Source organism: Marinobacter xiaoshiensis (genome assembly GCF_031631795.1).
In the GTDB taxonomy this organism is placed as follows: Bacteria; Pseudomonadota; Gammaproteobacteria; order Pseudomonadales; family Oleiphilaceae; genus Marinobacter; species Marinobacter xiaoshiensis.
On the sequence record NZ_JAVMBO010000017.1, the window covers coordinates 621827 to 638799 of the forward strand.

The following is a 16973-nucleotide window of genomic DNA, read 5'->3' on the forward strand; positions in this document are numbered from 1 at the left end:
CCTCTAACCTAGTGGCTGGTGCCTTCCTCGTAGTTGATTTTGTTCCATACGTTGTACTTTCCCGATGGCTTGTTCATCGGGATTCGCTTTTCTTCCTCCAGGGTTTCGGCGTCATAGACAATAACGGCTCCGTCTTCGTCCCAGATGCTCAGCAGCAGTTTTTTACCGTAGCGGTCGAACTCAACATGTGCCGCTACTTTGCCGGGAGCTGGCTGGAGGGTTTTTACGATCTCCAGAGTTTGTTTGTCGATCACATGAACTTTGTCTTTGTTTGGCCCGAAGAAGACGTCTACCCATGCGTAGCGTGAGTTTTCGTGGCTGCGCATGAAGAAGCCGGGGCCTGCCGTTTCCAGAGTTTTGATTACCTTCCAGGTGTCCATGTCGATGATGGAAACAGCGCTGGAGCGGAAGTGCGGAGTGGCCATTACCCGGGTGCCCTGATAGTCCCAGGTAATGCCGGAGCCCAAGTGAGGCATGCCAGGCAGGGGCAGGTCGGCGGTGGTTTTGCCGGTGTCCATGTTGATTACCAAACCGTGCTTGCCATCGCGGGCTGCACCAATGAGATGCTGGTAACCCGGGTCGAAGAAAAAGTCATCAAGCCAGGTATCGGTTTGCATTCTGCGCACTTTGGCTTTGTCGTTTTCTACGGTGATCTCCCAGGCTTCCGGAATGTCTTTCAGCGCAGCGATAAAGCTATTCCGGGGTGGAGCGGCGTAAACGGCGCTTACCCGAGAGCTTTCTTTTGCATCGTTCTCAACGGGGATGATTTCCAGCAGGTCAAGGTTGTCTGCATCGAACAGCACCAGCGTGTGGGGCAGGTAGTTGGCCGCCATTATGTGGCCACCATCAGCGGAGACAGCAATGTTACGCATGTTGATGCCAGCGCGGATTTCTGCGACTACTTTGAGGTTGTAGAGGTCGTATTTGGTAATCCAGCCATCCCGTGAGCCGAAGTATACATAGCGGCCATCGGGGCTGTACTTTGGGCCACCGTGCAGGGCATAGCGGCTGGCAAAACGATGGATGGGTTCCATGCTATCGCCGTCGAGCAGAGTCACGTGGTGGTCGCCGATCTCCACTACGAGGAACAGGTTCATCATGTCGGCTTCATAAGCCGGCTTGTCAGGGAGCGAGCCCGCCGGGTGAGGCAGCAGGTGGCTGGCGGCAATTTCGCTTTTGCCCCATACGGGCTCCTGCTCTGGTGGCTGATAGATATATTCAGCCAGAGCGGTAATGGATTCCTCGTTCAGCACGTCGGCGAACCCAAGCATTTGAGTGGCGGGCCGGCCGTTGCGAATGGCGTCCTCAGCCTGGTCTTTTTTCAGGCGAGAGAGATTGTCCGGCAGCAAGGCCGGGCCCATGCCGCCAAGTCTGTCGCTGCCATGGCAGCTTGCGCAGTGTTGTTGATACAGGGCTTCTGTTGTCTGTTCGCTTGTGTTTGCGTTAGTCAAGGGCGAGGCCAGCAGGCCTGCAGTCAGCATCAGGGTTTTCAGAGTCTGTTGCATCGAGTTTCCAGTTTGGAGCATTGGTAATGTCTTCAGGCCCGTTTCGTTTATGCTGGCCGCTGCGTAGCGGTGGCAGCGGCCGAACCAACTAACGCGCTGTTCCAGCCTGCCTGGCCCGGTTGTGCGAGCTTTTCTGCCAGCTGCACAACCTCGCCAACAATAATCAGCGTGGGCGGCTGAAAGCCTTCCATTTTGATGGTTTCTTCCAGGTTTTTAAGCGTGGTCACGGTCATGTGCTGTTGCGGGGTTGTGCCACGTTCCACCAGAGCCACAGGGCATTCTCCGGACAGGCCGTTGGCCATCAACTCGCGCACAATGGTGGGTGCGTTATGCAGGCCCATGTAGAACACGCGAGTCTGGTTTGGTGCCGCCAGAACCTTCCAGTTCAGATCCAGTGCATGGTCCGCTTTGCGGTGGCCAGTTACGAATGTGACGCTTTGAGCGTAGTCCCGATGTGTGAGAGGAATGCCACAGTATGACGCACAGCCGGCTGCAGAGGTAATGCCCGGCACAACCAGAAAATCTATGTCGTTATCCGCCAGAAACTCGGCTTCTTCACCGCCGCGGCCAAAGATATACGGGTCGCCGCCTTTCAGTCGTACAACGCGGCGTTGCTTTACCGCCAGCTGCACCAGAAGTTCGTTGGTATCTTCCTGGGCAACGTAGTGGCAGCCGCTGGCTTTACCCACGTGGATTCGCTCGGCGGCCGGGTTAACCAGTTCCATAATCTGTGGCGACACCAGTCGGTCGTAAACGATGGCGTCGGCCTGCTGGATCAGCATCAGGGCTCTGAGGGTCAGCAGACCGGGATCGCCCGGGCCGGCACCTACAATGGCGACCTCACCGGCTCGGAAGGGCTGTTCCGCCAGCTGGAATTCCACCAGGCACTTCTTTCTCTGGCTGATTGTCATGCTGCGTTCCTTACAGATTGTTGACTGGAATTTCGACCACCGGGGTGGCGACGCGCCTGGGCATATCAATAACACCAATCTCTTCATTGGTGAGGTAACAGCCGGGGTCTTCCTCCCAGAAGTCACCGGAAACGTTGTAGGCCCTTACCCGGGTGTTGCCGTTACAGATGGCGAGATACTTGCACTCTGCACAACGACCTTTCACTGGTCTTGGTTTTTGCCGGAAGCCCAGCATTAATTCGTCGCTGGCCTCGGACCAGATTCGCGAAAAAGGTTTCTCACGTACATTGCCCAGGTTGTAGTCCCACCAGAAGGTGTCCGGATGCACCACACCCAGGTTGTCTATGTTGGAAACGTTCTGGCCTGAGGAATTACCACCCCAGTTAACCAGCCGCTGTTCCAGAGCGGGTACCTGATCAGGATAGTGTTCAGCCGCCCACTGGAGCAGGAAAGGGCCGTCGGCATCGTTGTTGCCGGTTACGTATTCCCGCTCGATACCGCGCTTCAATTCGTCGTGGCAGTGGTTGAACAGCAGGTTCATGGCATCACGGGTCATGTCATACCAGGCATCGCGCTTGCGGTTACGACCGCCCCGGCCGGAGTAGTTCAGGTGCGAGAGATAGAACTTGTCGATGTCGTGCTCGTCCAGCATTTTGAGCATGTCTGGCAGCTGAACGGCGTTATCCTGTGTGAGAGTGAAACGCAGGCCTACTTTGATGCCAACATCCTTGCACAGCTTGACGGCCTTCATGGAGGCGGCGAATGCGCCTTTTTTCTGGCGGAATTCGTCGTGAGTTTCTTCCAGGCCATCAATGCTAATGCCCACGTAATCGTAGCCGGCATCAGCAATCTGCTGAATGTTGTCCTCGGTAATCAGAGTGCCGTTGCTGGACAGGCCTACGTAAAAGCCCATGTCTTTAGCCCGGCGTGAAATGTCGAAAATATCGGGGCGCATCAGAGGTTCGCCCCCTGAAAGGATTAACACCGGAACGCCAAAGGACTTGAGGTCGTCCATAACGGTATAGACCTCATCAGTGCTCAGCTCTCCCTTGAAGTCGATATCCGCAGAGATCGAATAGCAGTGCTTGCAGGTGAGATTGCAGCGGCGGATCAGATTCCAGATCACCACGGGGCCGGAGGGCTTGGGGATGGCTCTCACCGGGGCCGGATTCATCAGGCTTTTGATGTAGCGGGTCATTCTGAACATGGTGCTTCCCCTTGCGTTATTTGCGCAGCCGCAGGCCGGTTTTTTTCAGGATGGCCGAGCTGTAAAGAATGGTGTGCTGGCGGCAGTCATCGCCCAGCACGGCACGAATTTGTGCGGCTTTGTCTTCCACCTCTTCCCGTGTGGTGCCGTGCACCATGGCAAACAGGTTGAATGACCAGTAAGGCAGGTGGCGTGGCCTGCGGTAACAATGGCTCACGAAAGGTAGTTCACCAACGGCAGTGCCGAGTTCTGCAATGCGGTCATCCGCAACGTCCCACACCGTCATGCCGTTGTAGCGATAACCCAGGCGATAGTGATCAGGCACTGCAGCGACACGGCGTATTACGCCGGCCTGTTGCATAGCCTGAAAGCGAGCAAGTACCTCGTCGGCATCCATGTCCAGTTGCTTGCCCAATTCAGCCCAGGGATCGGAGACCAGAGGCAGGCCGGCTTGAGTGGCGAGGATCAGCTCGCGGTCGCGTTCGGATATTGCAAAGCCGTTTGGTGCTGCGGCTTCAGACAGGGAAGTGGAGGTGGACATGGAACTCCTGCTCCTTTGGCATGTTGTAAACCGGGTGGCCGGTTGTGTCTTCTATGGCGCTGATGGTGCTGGCAATGGCGCTTTGGGTTTCGGTTGCCAGTACGAACCACATGTTCAGGTCGTGCTCACGGCGGTAGTTGTGGGCCACCTCATCAAAGCTGTTTACCTGCTCGGTAACCCGCTCAAAATCCGCTTCTGGAATGCGCATGGCGGCCAGTGTGAGTGCGCCGCCCATTTCGCCAGCGTGGAACATGGGGCCAAAGCGAGTCAGTACGCCGTCAGAAAGTAGTTTTTTTACCGTATCGAGGATTTGTTGCTCGCTGAGTTTCAGCTCATCTGCAACGGCTGCAAAAGGGTTGCGAACAAGTGGTAAGCCGTGCTGTAAACGGTTGATCAGAACTTTTTCAATCGGGGTCAGGTCTGCAACCGGGGCCTGGCGCCGGGATTCAGTCGTGGCTGACATAACGACCTCCTCGCTGGCGGTAGGCTTTGTTGCTGAACAACACCGCATATTGAATGTGCTGAAGGTTGTGGCCAGCAATCAGACTGTCCAGTTGTGCCAGCACGCGTTCACGGTTGGTGCCGTGAATCATGCAGAACAGATTGTAGGGCCAGTCCGGGAGTCGCCTTGGGCGTTGATAGCACAGGGTGATAAAAGGCACGTCGGCCATGGCTTTACCCAACGCCTGCACTTGCTCGTCAGGGATGTCCCAGACCACCATGGCATTTGCGGTGTAGCCCAGGGTGCGGTGCTTCACGACCAGCCCCAAGCGTTTGATCAGACCATTGCTTTGCCATTGGGTAATGGCATCCATCACTTCCTGTTCGGAAAGGCCGGTGCGCTCTGCAAGGACGCGATAGGGGCGAGGTACAAGTGGTAGCCCCTGTTCGAGTTGCTGCCTGAGCCGCAGTAGTCCCCAGGCGCTAACTTTGGTCGCGTCTGAATCCGGGGAGTCCATGGGCAGGTAATCGGCCGAAAAAAGTTGGCTCATGACAAGGCCTCCCAGTCGATATCGAAGCCCAGGTCAATGTGGTAACCCTCAACCATGGGTAGGCGAAGCATGGGCAATTTCAATTCCTTTTCCAGTTCGTCGAGATGCTCTTCCAGAAGCTCGTTATCCGGTGCAGTCATGACAAACCAGAGGTTGTAGGTGTGCTCCCGGGCGTAATTGTGATTCACCCCGGGAGCACGATTTATGCGGGCGGCCACCAGGTCCATTTGCTCCTCAGGAGCCGCCACGGCAGCCAGCAGGCTTGCGCCCGCCTGGCTGTGTTCAAACACCGGACCGACCCGGCTGAGCACCTTTTGATCCTGGAGGGCAGACAGCCGCTGGATTACCTCCTCTTCGGTCAGGCCCAGGGTTCGGCCCATTTCCTCGTAGGGGCGTTCACAGACTGGCAGGCTACGCTGGTAGCTGTCGATCAATTGTCTGTCTGCCGCATCCAGTCTCATCATTGTGCTCCTTCAGGCCGGGGCCGGGATCAGTACACGTCGTGCTGAGTGTTGTAAGTATTAAACTTACCGGTCGGGGTGACCATGTAGTCGCCCTTGATAACCTTCTTCAGCTTGCGTGTTTTGTCATCGACTACAACAATCGCGGAGTTCTTGTCCTGGGTATTCCAGACAGAGAACCAGACTTCGTCGCCCGCCCTGTTGTATTCCGGCTGTACCACACGCTTGGGACCTTCACCCAGTTCAGCCCATTCGGCAATCGGCAGCACTTTGTAGCCCGCATCAAAGTTATTGATGTCGAATACGGCGATGCTCTGGCTTACAGATTCCGCCGGGTTCAGGGCAGTGTCTACCCACAGGTTGGTGGACTTCGGATGGGTTTTCACAAACAGTGAGCCGCCGCCCTGGCCATTAACGGTGCGAACTACTTTCCAGGCTTTGTCGGGGTGGCCTTCGGGGTCGGTACCGATCATCTGGATGGTTGGATCACCCAAGTGGGACGTTGCCCAGACAGGACCGTGGTCCGGGTCTACAAAGTTGGCGCCACGGCCCGGGTGAGGAATCTTACCCACATCGATAAGCGCTTCAAGGTTACGGTCCTTGGCATCAACAACCGCAATTTTGTCGGAGTTGTTAGCTGCCGTCATGAAGTAACGCATGCTGGCATCCCAACCGCCATCGTGCAGGAATTGTGCGGCATCAATGGAGGTGATGCTCATGTTGTCCAGATCTTCGTAGTTGGCCAGCAAAATTTTGCCGGTTTCTTTTACGTTGATGATGAACTCCGGGTGCTCGTGGGAAGCCACGATGGCGGCAACTCGTGGCTCAGGATGATATTCCTGCTCGCCTACGGTCATGCCCCGGGTGCTTACAATTTTCTTGGGCTCCAGGGTGTTGCCATCCATGATCACGAACTGCGGCGGCCAGTAAGTGCCTGCAATAGCAAGCTTGTCTTCCCAGCCCTTGTACTTGGAGGTTTCAACAGAGCGTGCCTCCATGCCCACTTTAATTTTGGCAACGGTTTGTGGCTCTTCCATCCACAGGTCGATCATGTTGATCAGAGCGTCACGACCAATAACCATTACATAGCGGCCTGAGGCAGACATCCGGGAGATGTGTACCGCGTAACCGGTATCGATGATTTTTACGATTTCCTTGGAGTCGCCGTCGATCAGCGCAATCTGGCCGGCATCACGCAAGGTAACGCTGAAGATGTTCTCCAGGTCCAGATCGTTCATCTGCTTCTTGGGGCGATCCTCTGGTGACACGATCACTTCCCAGGTTTTCTTCATGTCAGCCAGGCTGAATTCGGGAGGCATGGGTGGCTCGTGCATGATGTACTTGGCCATCAGTTCCACGGTTGCTTCGTCAAAGTCACCCGAGGTCAGCCAGTTCGGCATGCCCGCAGGGGAGCCGTAGCTGATGAACGCTTTCAGGTAATCGATTCCGCGCTCCTGGGTGATATCGGGAGTCAGCGGCTTGCCGGTGGCGCCTTTACGCAGCACACCGTGGCAACCAGCGCAGCGCTCGAAGTAGATCTGTTTGGCTTGTTCAAATTCTGCGTCAGAAAGATCCGGGGCCCCGGGTGTACGGACTGTCTTCGCAGACGCCGCGTCGATAGGGCTGGCGGTTCCTTCGTAGGCGGTTACAGCAGGATCGGGATTCTTTGGGGCGGCGTTTGCGGACATCACGCCGAAAGACGCTACAGCCACGGCAATTGCCAGTGGTTTCAGAAATGGGTTGGTTGCTCTCATCAGGGTCTCTCCTTGGATTTAAGAGTAGTGCTAGGTTTCTCTTCTTTACTCCGATGAACATTGATTTAAGTCAGGCCGTTTTAAAATATCCAGTGAGTACCCACCCATGGGTATAACCAAAGAGTGGTTGTGGAGGGAGCTGTTTTTAACCAATATCAAAGATGTGTTTGAGAAGCGGCACCACTATATTAAAAGCCCGCTACAGATTCATGGGAGAGCACAAGTTGTGAAGGGTTCCAAAACAAGGAATGCCAGGCGACATAATGGATTCAAAGGTGTATTTTTCATGATACTTTGCGCGCCGTTGTCGCTGCCGGCAGGAACTTTGCCAAAGCCGATGTCCGATGTGGCGGAGCTTGAAAACTTTGTGATTCAGGATTGTGGCTCCTGCCATGGGTTGGCCCTTAAAGGAGGATTGGGCCCGCCGCTACGCCCTGAAAATCTTGACCACCTTCCAGAGGCAGCCATCGCGGCAATAATCCGTGAAGGCATCCCTGGCACGGCCATGCCGCCCTGGAAACCACTCCTCACGCCTGCCGATATTGAATGGATCAGTCATCAGTTAAAGACCGGTAAACTGGTCTCGCCCTGACAATTTGTTTGGAGGAATAGCCCGATGCTATGGATAACCCGCTGTGCGAAGCGCGTGTTTTTACTGTCATTTTTGGCGATGCTGGTGAGTGGTTGCCAGGTTTTTTCCGGCTCTGAGGAGACGGGTCACGGTTTGATGGGTACCGGCGATCTGGGCCTGATTATCGAGCGCGCCACCGGCTCATTGCTGGTTGTAAACACCACCAGTCACAGCGTGATCAATCGTATCGAAGGGCTGGGGGATCTCTCCCATGCATCAGTGGTGTATTCGCGGGATGCTCGTTACGGCTTCGTGTTTGGCCGCGACGGTGGTCTCACCAAAGTGGACCTGCTCACTCAGTCCATTGTTGGCCGGGTCATCCAGTCCGGTAACAGCATTGGTGGCGCTATCTCACAGGATGGTCGATACGTTGCCGTGTCGAATTACGAGCCGGGTGGAGTAAAGGTTTTTGACAGCAAAACCCTGGAGCTGGTGGCTGATATCCCTGCTACCTACACCCGGCAAAATGGTGAAGCCGCCCAATCAAAAACGGTCGGGTTGGTAGATGCACCGGGTAATCGTTTTGTGTTCAGCCTGTTCGATGCGGGAGAAATCTGGATTCTGGACATGCCGGATGGCGCTGAAAACAGCAAGCCTGAAGTGACCCGTTTCGATGCCGGAAAAGCCCCTTACGATTCCATGATCACGCCAGATGGGCGCTTTTACATTGCGGGGCTGTTTGGAGAAGACGGCCTGTCCATGTTGGACCTGTGGGATACCGATGCCGGAGTGACTGAGATCTTGCCCAATTACGGTAAAGGCGAACAACAGCTTCCTGTGTACAAAATGCCTCACCTTGAAGGCTGGACGGTGGCTGATGGGCGGGCGTTCGTACCGGCAGTCGGTCATCACCAGGTGCTGGTGGCGGATATGAACGATTGGTCGCTGGTGGATAAAATCCCGGTGCAGGGACAGCCGGTTTTTGTAATGGCCAGCCCCGATAATCGCAGAATATGGGTGAGTTTTGCGCACCCGAAAAACGATGTGGTTCAGGTAATTGATTCCCAGACCCGGAAAATAATCCGCACACTGGAGCCGGGCAAGGCAGTGCTTCACATGGAGTTTACCCCGAGGGGAGAGGAAGTCTGGGTGTCGTCCAGAGACAGTAACCGGGTAACGGTATACAGCACCCACACATTGGAGCCTGTTGCCGAACTGGAAGCACAAAAGCCCAGTGGGATTTTCTTTACCAGCAGAGCCCATGTGCTTGGATTATAGGCGCACAGGAGCTGTCGCGTTTACGGCGCTTCTGCTCGCCATGCCTGTGGCCCAGGCGGCAAGAGAGGCGCGGGTGGTGCTGACGATTGATTCGGTTACCCAGGTAACAGACGTTGCGCGCTACCGCCTTGGCCAGCATCTGGCTAAGCAGGGATGCCAGGCCGATATTCGTTTTAACCGCGACCCCGATAAAGCAGCACTGGTGTTCAGCTTGTCCGGCGAGGGCAATCCGGGGGCAGCTGCACTAATCGCAAACAACCGCGATGGCGACTGGGCCAGGCCGGTCTGGATTACGCGCAAAACCGCAGGTGTTCGGTCGATTTCTGAGCTAAAGGATCGGGACTTGGCCACGGTTGCGGGGGAGGATCCTTTTGCATCGAAACTGCCGCTTGCCGCCCTGGGAGCTGCCGGAATATATCCGCCGCAAGAGAAGATCTACGAAGCTGGGGATTACAGCTCAGCGCTGAGCTTGCTGTTGCATAACAACACCCATGCAGCGATGTCCGAAGCAGGGTTTGCCGGGCAGTTTCTTACCAGCCGGGATCTCGAGATTCTCTGGCTCGGCAGCCCGGTAAAAACAGTGGGCTGGTATCGGGGTAAAGGTTGGAGTGAGCAGGCACAGAACTGTGAAGAGGCCCTCAGCCGGCTGAGTCGAACGGATGACAAACAGGCGTTTTCGGTTTTTCCTGAATGGGTTCATGGCTTTGCCAGAACCGACAATCAGTAACAGAGGATTGTGATACATGACGTTTTACCAGCCAGTTGGTAATGAAATAGAGTTGTTCCAGGCGGCAGCCGACAACGGTTTGCCGGTTCTGATCAAAGGCCCCACAGGCTGCGGTAAAACCCGGTTTGTTCGCTACATGGCGGAGAAGCTTAACCGGCCGGTTTATACCGTAGCCTGCCACGACGACCTGACCGCAGCCGACCTGGTCGGGCGGCACCTGATCGGCCCTGAAGGCACCTATTGGCAAGACGGCCCCCTGACTCGAGCCGTTCGTGAAGGCGGCATTTGTTACCTCGATGAAGTGGTTGAAGCCCGAAAGGACACTACAGTCGTTCTGCACCCGCTGGCGGATGACCGCCGGGAATTGCCCATAGAGCGCACCGGGGAACTGCTCACCGCAGCACCCGGCTTTATGCTGGTGGTCTCTTACAACCCGGGTTATCAGAGCCTGCTCAAAGGCATGAAGCCCAGCACGCGTCAGAGATTCGTGTCCTTGCGATTTGATTACCCCGCAGAAGAGGCGGAACAAACCATCGTGGCGGAAGAGTCTGGATGCGACCGCGATCTTGCCAAACAGCTCGTGAGCCTCGCCACAGCCCTGCGCAACCTTAAGGATCACGATCTCGAAGAGGCCGCATCAACCCGGCTGCTGATACACACAGCCTTATTGATACGCGCTGGCCTGCCAGCGGCAGAAGCATGCCGTGCAGGCATGATCGAACCATTGTCAGACGACGAAGCAACAGTTATTTCATTGATGGAGGTGGTATATGCAGTATTCGGGCGCCCGGAAGAAACCCGCTAGCGGGGCGGTTGTACCTGTAGTCTGGTATTTGCTGAACTTGTTGGCAACGCCGGTTATAGGTTTCCTGGTTTTGCTCTGGCTGTTTCTTAACAGTTCAGGAACAAATGAACTTCGCAGGGCTCATACCCGTGCGGCTATGTTCATGTCGCTGCTTGGCTTTATTCTGATCAGCTCCGGGATAGTTATTAGCTGGGTTTTCATTGGCGATGTGGGTCACTTCGGTACCTTTGCTCTGGTATGGGCAATCGCGCTTCACACAGGGTTTGTATTGTGGGGGATGATTTCTCTGGCACAGGCTATGTCTGAGAAGATGCCTTACTTTCCCGCCAAGTGGCTCTAGTCTGATAGATGGGAGGTAGCCCCGGGGCAGAGGCCCTCCCAAAACACGCTGTGAATACGTCCGTGTACGCTTGGCTCCGCCATCCCTGGCTCCGCACAGTTTTGGGAGGGCCTCTGCCCCGGAGCTTATCGGGCTATTGCGGTGTCTGCCTTCTTCTTTATGGGGTGTTAGGTTTTTCTGGGATTATGTGATGGTATGAAATCCCGCAACCGCAACAATGACCACCGGCGCCCAGGACTGGGCAATCAGTCTCCAGCCGCGCGGTGCATGCTTCATTTCCATGAAGTGATCTACCAGCAACATGGCTTTCACAATCACCATTCCAAAAACCAGCCAGGCCAGAAACTCGGGGCCTATACCAGCCTTTAGAGCAATCACCGGCAAGGCCGTGCAAATCATCAGTGCAAAATAGACAGTCAGCATCCCAAGCCCTCCCTAGGCCAGTACGTAAATCATCGGAAACAACACCAGCCACACCAGATCCACCATGTGCCAGTATGAAGCACCGGACTCCATGCCATTCATATCCGAACCGTCGTAGTCACCGTTGCCGACTTTAACCGCTAGAACAACCAGAATGACCTGCCCCAGAATGACGTGCATGAAGTGAAAAAACGTCAGAAAAAAGTAGAACATGAAGAAAGTATCTGTACCCAGGTTATAGCCTTGGCTGTACAGGTTCACGTACTCGTACATTTTGCCCACGGTGTAAATGCAGGAAACTGCAACAGCAAGCCAAAGCCGCCATTGAGTTCCAGATCGCCTGTGGCGAAGTTGATGAACAGCGGTTGCGACGAAATAGCTGGCGGTAATCAGCGCAGCGGTATTCAGCAGCCCAACTAGAGGATGCAGAACTTCGCGGCCAGCGTGAAACGTCGCCGGGTCCATGCTACGTGCAACCGCAAAACCGATGAACATGATGCCGAATACCGCCAGTTCGGCGAAAATAAAGATCCACACCGCTATGTCACCAGGAAGTTGGCGAGTATTGGGGTCTGGAGAAAGGTTCTGGTTCGTCATATTGCTCATGTCGCTCTTATCATTGCGTCAGGTTCAGATAGAGTTTAGGAAGCTGCAATGGCAACTGTGCCGGGTCGCGGATGACTACGAAGTTGCTGCTGCCGAATACATAGGGCAGGTATTCGCTGGCCTCGTCATCAATGGTGACGCAGAAGGGGGTCAGCCCGGCTCTTTGCGCTTCCTGCACCGCCATGCGTGTATCTTCCACGCCGTAACGCCCTTCGTAGATGTCCAGATCGTTAGGCTTGCCATCGGTCAGCAGCAACAGGATTTTCTGATGCTCATGGCGCGTCTCCAGTAGTTTGGTAGCCTGGCGAATGGCGGCGCCCATGCGGGTATAGAACCCCGGTTCCAATGCCTGAATACGGCCCCGAATGGTGCTGGTATAGGGCTCGTCAAAGCTTTTCAGATGGTGGAATCGCACATGGTCGCGACGCCGGGATGAAAACGCGAACAGCGCAAAGGGGTCGCGACTTGCCTGTAAGGCTTCACTGAGCAGTTGCAGGCCGTCACGGGCAACGTCGATAACGCGCTGCTGGTTGTTGATGTAGGTTTCGGTCGAGAGCGATATGTCTGCCAGTACCAGACAGGCAAGGTCGCGCTGGCTTTGCTGGCAGCGGCGGAACAGCTTTTGATCGATAATGCCTTGGCCGCGCCGGTGTTGTACTTCCCTCTCTAGGCAAGCATCAAGATCCAGTTCATCTCCGTCCAATTGCCGTTTTTGCCATTGCTTGAGTGGCTTCAGGGCGCTGAATTGGCGCTGTAGGCGCTTTGCTGGCCGGCGTAATACTTCGGGAAGCTCCGCAGGTACCGCGTCCTTGGCTAACAAGGGCTGGAGACAGCAGAAGGCTTCGCGATAGCTTTGGCTGCGCCAGTCCCACTCCGGTAAATGAATGCCAGGGCCGAGGTGCAGGTCGTCGTGTTCTTCCGAGGGCAAATCCAGATCAAACTTGATTGCCGATGACGCTTCTTTGCGGTCGTTGGATACGGAAATCATGTCCATATCATTGGCAACGGCTTCGGCATCTTCCTCGTCGGTATCGTCGCCTGCCCGGTCAACCGGTATAAATTCAGTCCAGGAGAACAGGCTTTCCAGCCGGAAAATCATCAGGCCCTGGTCGCGGTCAAAAGCCTCTACCCGCTCTGCCTGCTTACGCTTGTTCTTTTTGGTAAGGCCGCCCGGGCTGGATTGAGTGTCCTCATCTCCGGTTACCTGACCGCTGGCTTTTCCTTGTTCCAGAGCCGGGTACAACCAGAGGATAACAGGCCAGGGGTCGGTGTCGGCAGATGGCAGGGCAGGGACACTGCCCGGGTGAATCAGTGCCTGGCAGATAGCCTGTTCGCGGATGGATTCCGGATCAGTCAGGCTGTCCGGGTCAGGGCGCCAGTACAGAACGTGTTTGACCAGACGCTGGTATACATTTTCCAGGCCTGGCCAACGTGAGAGAACATCCTGTACCAGAGCCTGGTTTCCGGTAAACCAATCACTGTCCGCCGGGGGCGGGGTGGCCGCAAGCGCAGCCAGCCAGATATAGAGATCCCGGTTTAACTGCTTCGATGGGAAGCGTGCAACTTTTTCAGGCAGGCGCAGGTTTTGGTCGTCCCGCCATGCCAGTTCAAATTTACGATGTGTTCCTGCAAGCTTGTGCAAAAATTTACGGCGCAGGCGAAAGTGCCGGGGCTCTGCGGTCACCAGGCTTAACGCCGGATCGCCTCCAAAGGCACGGAACACAATGCCCAAACTGCGGGCTTCGTCTTTCAGGTAAACGGCGTGCTCGGGGAATTCCCCCAGAGCCTGGCGAGTAATGTACTCATGCCATTTGTAGCCGACCCACTCTTCCATTTCGAGTTCCTTTTAGGCCCGCGTGCTGACAGGTTTGCTGTCGCGTCGGGGGGCGGTGGTTAATTGGCGAACAGGAATCAGAATTGTTTGCCGGCTGGGCTCGCCTGGCTGCCATTGCAGCAGACTGCCCTCCGGATTGTTTTTTTGCACCTCACGGCAAGCACTCACGCATTGCAGGCACTGGGTGCAGGAGAATTTTGCGCGCTTGTGGCTGCGGGTGGGCAGCCGCATGGGGCAGGCTTCGTCGCAGGCCTTGGTGCAGTCGCGACAGGCCGCGGCGCGGGTAGTATCAAAAGTAACCAACTGCCCACGACCGTGAGTCATCCAGGCAATACTCTGTACCACACCGAAGGCGCAGCCATATTTGCAAAACAGATGGCGCGCGAACAGGAAATCCAGGGTAAACACCAGGGTTGCTATGGCCAGAAAAATAGCGGGGTAAAACGCCAGATTACCTGTCACCAGGTCTGTATATAATGGAATGGGCGGCAGCAGGTAAGAAAGCATCGCCAAAGCCCAGGAGAAGCCAATCAGGCCGCACACCAGCGTTAGGCCAGCCCAATGTATAACCTTGCCACGACGGCCTTTTTTTAAGGCTTCCCAGAGTGTCGGGCGGCCCGTAATGCGGGTCATCAGGTCGTTGATGGTTTCCACCACAGAAAAATGTGGGCACAGCCAGCCGCAGTAGATGCGACCCCATTTCCAGGCAACCCAGAGCACAAGGGGAACCAGAACAAGAATGGGGAGGATAAACCACAGTAGAACCTGGCTGGCGACGTCCACAGGGGAACTTTGCGCCACCCAGTCGAGATTCAGGTTGAACGAAAGCGGAAAGCCGAGCAGTACAAATCGGGCATCCGTTAAGTCATAACGAAAAATATTCAGAACCGGCGCCAGCAGGAACAGCCCAAAAAACGCAGCGCGAGAGATCAGGCGCTTGTTCTGGAGTGTGTCTTTGGGGTTTGCTTGCTGCACGGTCACAGGTCAGTTCCAGGGTAGACAGGGCCGGAAACAAGTTCCGGCCCTGTGGGTTAGACGGACGCTGATTTACGCGTCCTGAATGGCAGCGCCTCGAACTTCTTCGTCAAAAGACGCTTGTCCCTTGATAAAGAAACTACCGAAGTACACCACCAGGCCGGCCATGAAGAAGCAGCCGGCAATCATACGCGCCCAGTAGAAGAGTGCGATGTTGTCCTGGGTAGCCATGAATGACAGGGCTTCGCCGCTATCCGGTATGCGTTGCAACCAGATTTGCAGGATGCCGGCACCGGTCAGGAACAGGGTGATGAACACCATGGAGATGGTCATCAGCCAGAAGCCCCACATTTCCACAACCTGGGCAGTATTGCTGTTGCCGTATGGTCGGCCGCGCATGATCGGCACAGCGTAGGAAATGATGGTAAGCACAATCATCACATAGGCGCCGTAGAAGGCCATGTGGCCGTGGGCCGCTGTTAGCTGGGTACCGTGGGTGTAATAGTTGATCGGTGCCAGTGTGTGCAGGAAGCCCCATACACCTGCGCCGAGGAATGCCATTACCGCAGTACCCATGGCCCAGAGAATGGCTGCCTTGTTTGGGTGATTACGCTTGCGCCGGTTAATCATGGTGAAGGCAAACAGCACCATCATGAAGAACGGCAGGGGTTCCAGAGCGGAGAACACAGAGCCCAACCACAACCAGTATTCAGGTGGCCCAATCCAGAAGAAGTGGTGACCTGTGCCGATGATGCCGGTAATCAGCGCCATGGCAATGATCACGTACAGCCACTTCTCGATGACTTCCCGGTCTACCCCGGTGAGTTTGATCAGTACGTAAGCCAGAATGGCCGCCATGATCAATTCCCACACGCCTTCAACCCACAGGTGTACCACAAACCACCAGAAGTACTTGTCTGTGGTCAGGTTGCTTGGGTTGTAGAAGGAGAAGAGCCAGAGTACTGCCAAACCAATCAGGCCTGTAATCAACACAATGTTGACCACGGTTTTACGGCCTTTCAGGGCAGTCATCATGATATTGAACAGGAACCCGACCACCACCAGGGCTATGCCTACCTTGGTAATCGTTGGCTGCTCAAGGAACTCCCGGCCCATGGTTGGCAACAGCTTGTTCATGGTGATGTCTGCCAGAGTGGCATAATCCACAAACAGATAACCAAGAATGGTCAGCGTGCCGGCAACGGCAAACACCCAGAACAGAATCCAGGCAAGCAGCGGGCTGTAAAGCTCGGTTTGTGCTTCTTCCGGCACCAGGTAGTAGGTTGCACCCATAAAACCGAACAGCAACCACACAATCAGCAGGTTGGTGTGAACCATCCGCGCAACGTTGAAAGGGATTTCCGGAAACAGGAAATCGCCCACCACATATTGCATGCCCAGCACCAGACCGAACACGATCTGACCGGCGAAGAGTACCAAAGCAAAGATGAAGTAGGGCATGGCGACCCGTTGAGACTCGTATTTCATGTTTTCTCCCTTACCCTTCGATGTTGGGTGGCCAGCCGTTGTCATCGATCTTGGATGTCCACTCGAGGAACGAGGACAGATCGTTGATTTCCTGGTCGGTCAGTTTGAAATTGGGCATTTGCCGGCGACCGGGTATGTTGGTGGGCATAGCGTTCATCCAGGCATTCATGTATGCCTTGAAGACTTCGCTATCAGCCGCGCCACGACGGTCAAATACGTTGGCAAGTTCCGGTGCAAAGTACGCACCTTCACCCATGAGGGAGTGGCAGCCGACGCAGTTGTTGTTTTCCCAGACGTGTTTGCCTCTTACAACCTCTTCGGTAAGTTGATCCCTGTTATCCCTTTCGGGCATTGCCCGCGATTGGGTGTCAAAAGTCAGAACCAGAAACAAAAGGATGAAGAATGTACTTCCTCCCAGATATATGTTTCTGGCCATGCTTTTGGTAAAGCGTTCGGCCATTGGTCTCTCTCCTTGGTCGTTGTGGAATACCTGACTGCCTTACTAGGATATAAAGATGTATTAGCAATGCTGTTGATGATTATCAATCATGGCTG

Annotated in this window: 19 protein-coding genes; 5 read left to right on the top strand and 14 right to left on the bottom strand. The window is 55.2% G+C overall.

The window, feature by feature from the left end; all coding sequences use genetic code 11:
• Positions 1–8 precede the first annotated feature (8 nt).
• From RKA07_RS14700 to RKA07_RS14735, 8 genes are read right to left on the bottom strand one after another with little or no spacing between them, the layout of a single operon-like run.
• Positions 9–1505, bottom strand: a complete 1497-nt coding sequence (locus RKA07_RS14700) for a nitrite reductase (RefSeq protein WP_200368854.1) — start codon at positions 1503–1505, stop codon at positions 9–11.
• A 47-nt stretch (positions 1506–1552) separates the two neighbouring features.
• A complete protein-coding gene (cobA, locus tag RKA07_RS14705) occupies positions 1553–2416 on the bottom strand; it encodes a uroporphyrinogen-III C-methyltransferase (protein ID WP_435404620.1) in 864 nt (287 codons plus the stop codon).
• 10 nt (positions 2417–2426) lie between these two features.
• On the bottom strand, positions 2427–3623 hold the full coding sequence (gene nirJ / locus RKA07_RS14710) for a heme d1 biosynthesis radical SAM protein NirJ (RefSeq protein ID WP_200202862.1): 1197 nt from the start codon (positions 3621–3623) through the stop codon (positions 2427–2429).
• Positions 3624–3639: 16 nt separating this feature from the next.
• Positions 3640–4164, bottom strand: a complete 525-nt coding sequence (gene ahbB / locus RKA07_RS14715) for a siroheme decarboxylase subunit beta (RefSeq protein WP_200202861.1) — start codon at positions 4162–4164, stop codon at positions 3640–3642.
• Complete coding sequence (locus RKA07_RS14720; RefSeq protein ID WP_227714614.1) at positions 4139–4582, bottom strand: Lrp/AsnC family transcriptional regulator; 444 nt, start codon at positions 4580–4582, stop codon at positions 4139–4141. The genes ahbB (RKA07_RS14715) and RKA07_RS14720 overlap by 26 nt, the downstream gene beginning before the upstream one ends.
• 28 nt (positions 4583–4610) lie before the next feature.
• Positions 4611–5123 carry a siroheme decarboxylase subunit beta gene (gene ahbB / locus RKA07_RS14725; RefSeq protein WP_200369571.1) on the bottom strand — a complete coding sequence of 171 codons (513 nt, stop codon included), beginning with the start codon at positions 5121–5123 and terminating at the stop codon, positions 4611–4613.
• Between the two features lie 29 nt (positions 5124–5152).
• Positions 5153–5617 (bottom strand): AsnC family transcriptional regulator, encoded by a 465-nt coding sequence (locus RKA07_RS14730; RefSeq protein ID WP_200203120.1) that lies wholly within the window; start codon positions 5615–5617, stop codon positions 5153–5155.
• A 29-nt stretch (positions 5618–5646) separates the two neighbouring features.
• Positions 5647–7305 carry a cytochrome D1 domain-containing protein gene (locus RKA07_RS14735; RefSeq protein ID WP_435404623.1) on the bottom strand — a complete coding sequence of 553 codons (1659 nt, stop codon included), beginning with the start codon at positions 7303–7305 and terminating at the stop codon, positions 5647–5649.
• A 352-nt stretch (positions 7306–7657) separates the two neighbouring features.
• Here RKA07_RS14735 and RKA07_RS14740 point away from each other — a divergent pair, with 352 nt between their 5' ends.
• From RKA07_RS14740 to RKA07_RS14760, 5 genes are all read left to right on the top strand, one after another.
• Positions 7658–7963: a c-type cytochrome gene (locus tag RKA07_RS14740; protein ID WP_200203117.1), complete on the top strand. Its 306-nt coding sequence runs from the start codon at positions 7658–7660 to the stop codon at positions 7961–7963.
• Between the two features lie 78 nt (positions 7964–8041).
• Positions 8042–9220, top strand: coding sequence for a cytochrome D1 domain-containing protein (locus tag RKA07_RS14745; protein ID WP_310966754.1), 1179 nt, complete (start codon positions 8042–8044; stop codon positions 9218–9220).
• Positions 9204–9947, top strand: coding sequence for a PhnD/SsuA/transferrin family substrate-binding protein (locus RKA07_RS14750; RefSeq protein WP_310966663.1), 744 nt, complete (start codon positions 9204–9206; stop codon positions 9945–9947). Before RKA07_RS14745 ends, RKA07_RS14750 begins: the two co-directional genes overlap by 17 nt.
• A gap of 16 nt (positions 9948–9963) precedes the next feature.
• Positions 9964–10752: a CbbQ/NirQ/NorQ/GpvN family protein gene (locus RKA07_RS14755; RefSeq protein WP_200202857.1), complete on the top strand. Its 789-nt coding sequence runs from the start codon at positions 9964–9966 to the stop codon at positions 10750–10752.
• Positions 10718–11092, top strand: a complete 375-nt coding sequence (locus RKA07_RS14760; RefSeq protein WP_200202856.1) for a hypothetical protein — start codon at positions 10718–10720, stop codon at positions 11090–11092. Before RKA07_RS14755 ends, RKA07_RS14760 begins: the two co-directional genes overlap by 35 nt.
• A gap of 183 nt (positions 11093–11275) precedes the next feature.
• On the opposite strand, the gene RKA07_RS14765 is transcribed toward RKA07_RS14760, so the two are convergent.
• The 6 genes from RKA07_RS14765 to RKA07_RS14790 form a co-directional block, all read right to left on the bottom strand.
• Positions 11276–11515: a cytochrome C oxidase subunit IV family protein gene (locus tag RKA07_RS14765; protein ID WP_200202855.1), complete on the bottom strand. Its 240-nt coding sequence runs from the start codon at positions 11513–11515 to the stop codon at positions 11276–11278.
• Positions 11516–11527: 12 nt separating this feature from the next.
• Positions 11528–12121, bottom strand: coding sequence for a cytochrome c oxidase subunit 3 (locus RKA07_RS14770; protein WP_227714522.1), 594 nt, complete (start codon positions 12119–12121; stop codon positions 11528–11530).
• Between the two features lie 10 nt (positions 12122–12131).
• Positions 12132–13955, bottom strand: coding sequence for a nitric oxide reductase activation protein NorD (locus tag RKA07_RS14775; RefSeq protein WP_310966664.1), 1824 nt, complete (start codon positions 13953–13955; stop codon positions 12132–12134).
• A gap of 12 nt (positions 13956–13967) precedes the next feature.
• Complete coding sequence (locus RKA07_RS14780) at positions 13968–14936, bottom strand: 4Fe-4S binding protein (RefSeq protein WP_310966665.1); 969 nt, start codon at positions 14934–14936, stop codon at positions 13968–13970.
• Between the two features lie 66 nt (positions 14937–15002).
• Positions 15003–16463, bottom strand: a complete 1461-nt coding sequence (locus tag RKA07_RS14785; protein WP_310966666.1) for a cbb3-type cytochrome c oxidase subunit I — start codon at positions 16461–16463, stop codon at positions 15003–15005.
• Positions 16429–16878, bottom strand: coding sequence for a c-type cytochrome (locus RKA07_RS14790; RefSeq protein WP_200202851.1), 450 nt, complete (start codon positions 16876–16878; stop codon positions 16429–16431). The genes RKA07_RS14785 and RKA07_RS14790 overlap by 35 nt, the downstream gene beginning before the upstream one ends.
• Positions 16879–16973: the final 95 nt, after the last annotated feature.

What these genes read in the sequence shown, in the direction of transcription:
- RKA07_RS14700 (WP_200368854.1), bottom strand. Translation starts at nt 1,505, where the DNA reads ATGCAACAGACTCTGAAAACCCTGATGCTGACTGCAGGCCTGCTGGCC.
- cobA (WP_435404620.1), bottom strand. Translation starts at nt 2,416, where the DNA reads ATGACAATCAGCCAGAGAAAGAAGTGCCTGGTGGAATTCCAGCTGGCG.
- nirJ (WP_200202862.1), bottom strand. Translation starts at nt 3,623, where the DNA reads ATGTTCAGAATGACCCGCTACATCAAAAGCCTGATGAATCCGGCCCCG.
- ahbB (WP_200202861.1), bottom strand. Translation starts at nt 4,164, where the DNA reads ATGTCCACCTCCACTTCCCTGTCTGAAGCCGCAGCACCAAACGGCTTT.
- ahbB (WP_200369571.1), bottom strand. Translation starts at nt 5,123, where the DNA reads ATGGACTCCCCGGATTCAGACGCGACCAAAGTTAGCGCCTGGGGACTA.
- RKA07_RS14730 (WP_200203120.1), bottom strand. Translation starts at nt 5,617, where the DNA reads ATGAGACTGGATGCGGCAGACAGACAATTGATCGACAGCTACCAGCGT.
- RKA07_RS14735 (WP_435404623.1), bottom strand. Translation starts at nt 7,305, where the DNA reads ATGTCCGCAAACGCCGCCCCAAAGAATCCCGATCCTGCTGTAACCGCC.
- RKA07_RS14740 (WP_200203117.1), top strand. Translation starts at nt 7,658, where the DNA reads ATGATACTTTGCGCGCCGTTGTCGCTGCCGGCAGGAACTTTGCCAAAG.
- RKA07_RS14745 (WP_310966754.1), top strand. Translation starts at nt 8,042, where the DNA reads ATGCTGGTGAGTGGTTGCCAGGTTTTTTCCGGCTCTGAGGAGACGGGT.
- RKA07_RS14750 (WP_310966663.1), top strand. Translation starts at nt 9,204, where the DNA reads ATGTGCTTGGATTATAGGCGCACAGGAGCTGTCGCGTTTACGGCGCTT.
- RKA07_RS14755 (WP_200202857.1), top strand. Translation starts at nt 9,964, where the DNA reads ATGACGTTTTACCAGCCAGTTGGTAATGAAATAGAGTTGTTCCAGGCG.
- RKA07_RS14760 (WP_200202856.1), top strand. Translation starts at nt 10,718, where the DNA reads ATGCAGTATTCGGGCGCCCGGAAGAAACCCGCTAGCGGGGCGGTTGTA.
- RKA07_RS14765 (WP_200202855.1), bottom strand. Translation starts at nt 11,515, where the DNA reads ATGCTGACTGTCTATTTTGCACTGATGATTTGCACGGCCTTGCCGGTG.
- RKA07_RS14770 (WP_227714522.1), bottom strand. Translation starts at nt 12,121, where the DNA reads ATGAGCAATATGACGAACCAGAACCTTTCTCCAGACCCCAATACTCGC.
- RKA07_RS14775 (WP_310966664.1), bottom strand. Translation starts at nt 13,955, where the DNA reads ATGGAAGAGTGGGTCGGCTACAAATGGCATGAGTACATTACTCGCCAG.
- RKA07_RS14785 (WP_310966666.1), bottom strand. Translation starts at nt 16,463, where the DNA reads ATGACAACGGCTGGCCACCCAACATCGAAGGGTAAGGGAGAAAACATG.
- RKA07_RS14790 (WP_200202851.1), bottom strand. Translation starts at nt 16,878, where the DNA reads ATGGCCGAACGCTTTACCAAAAGCATGGCCAGAAACATATATCTGGGA.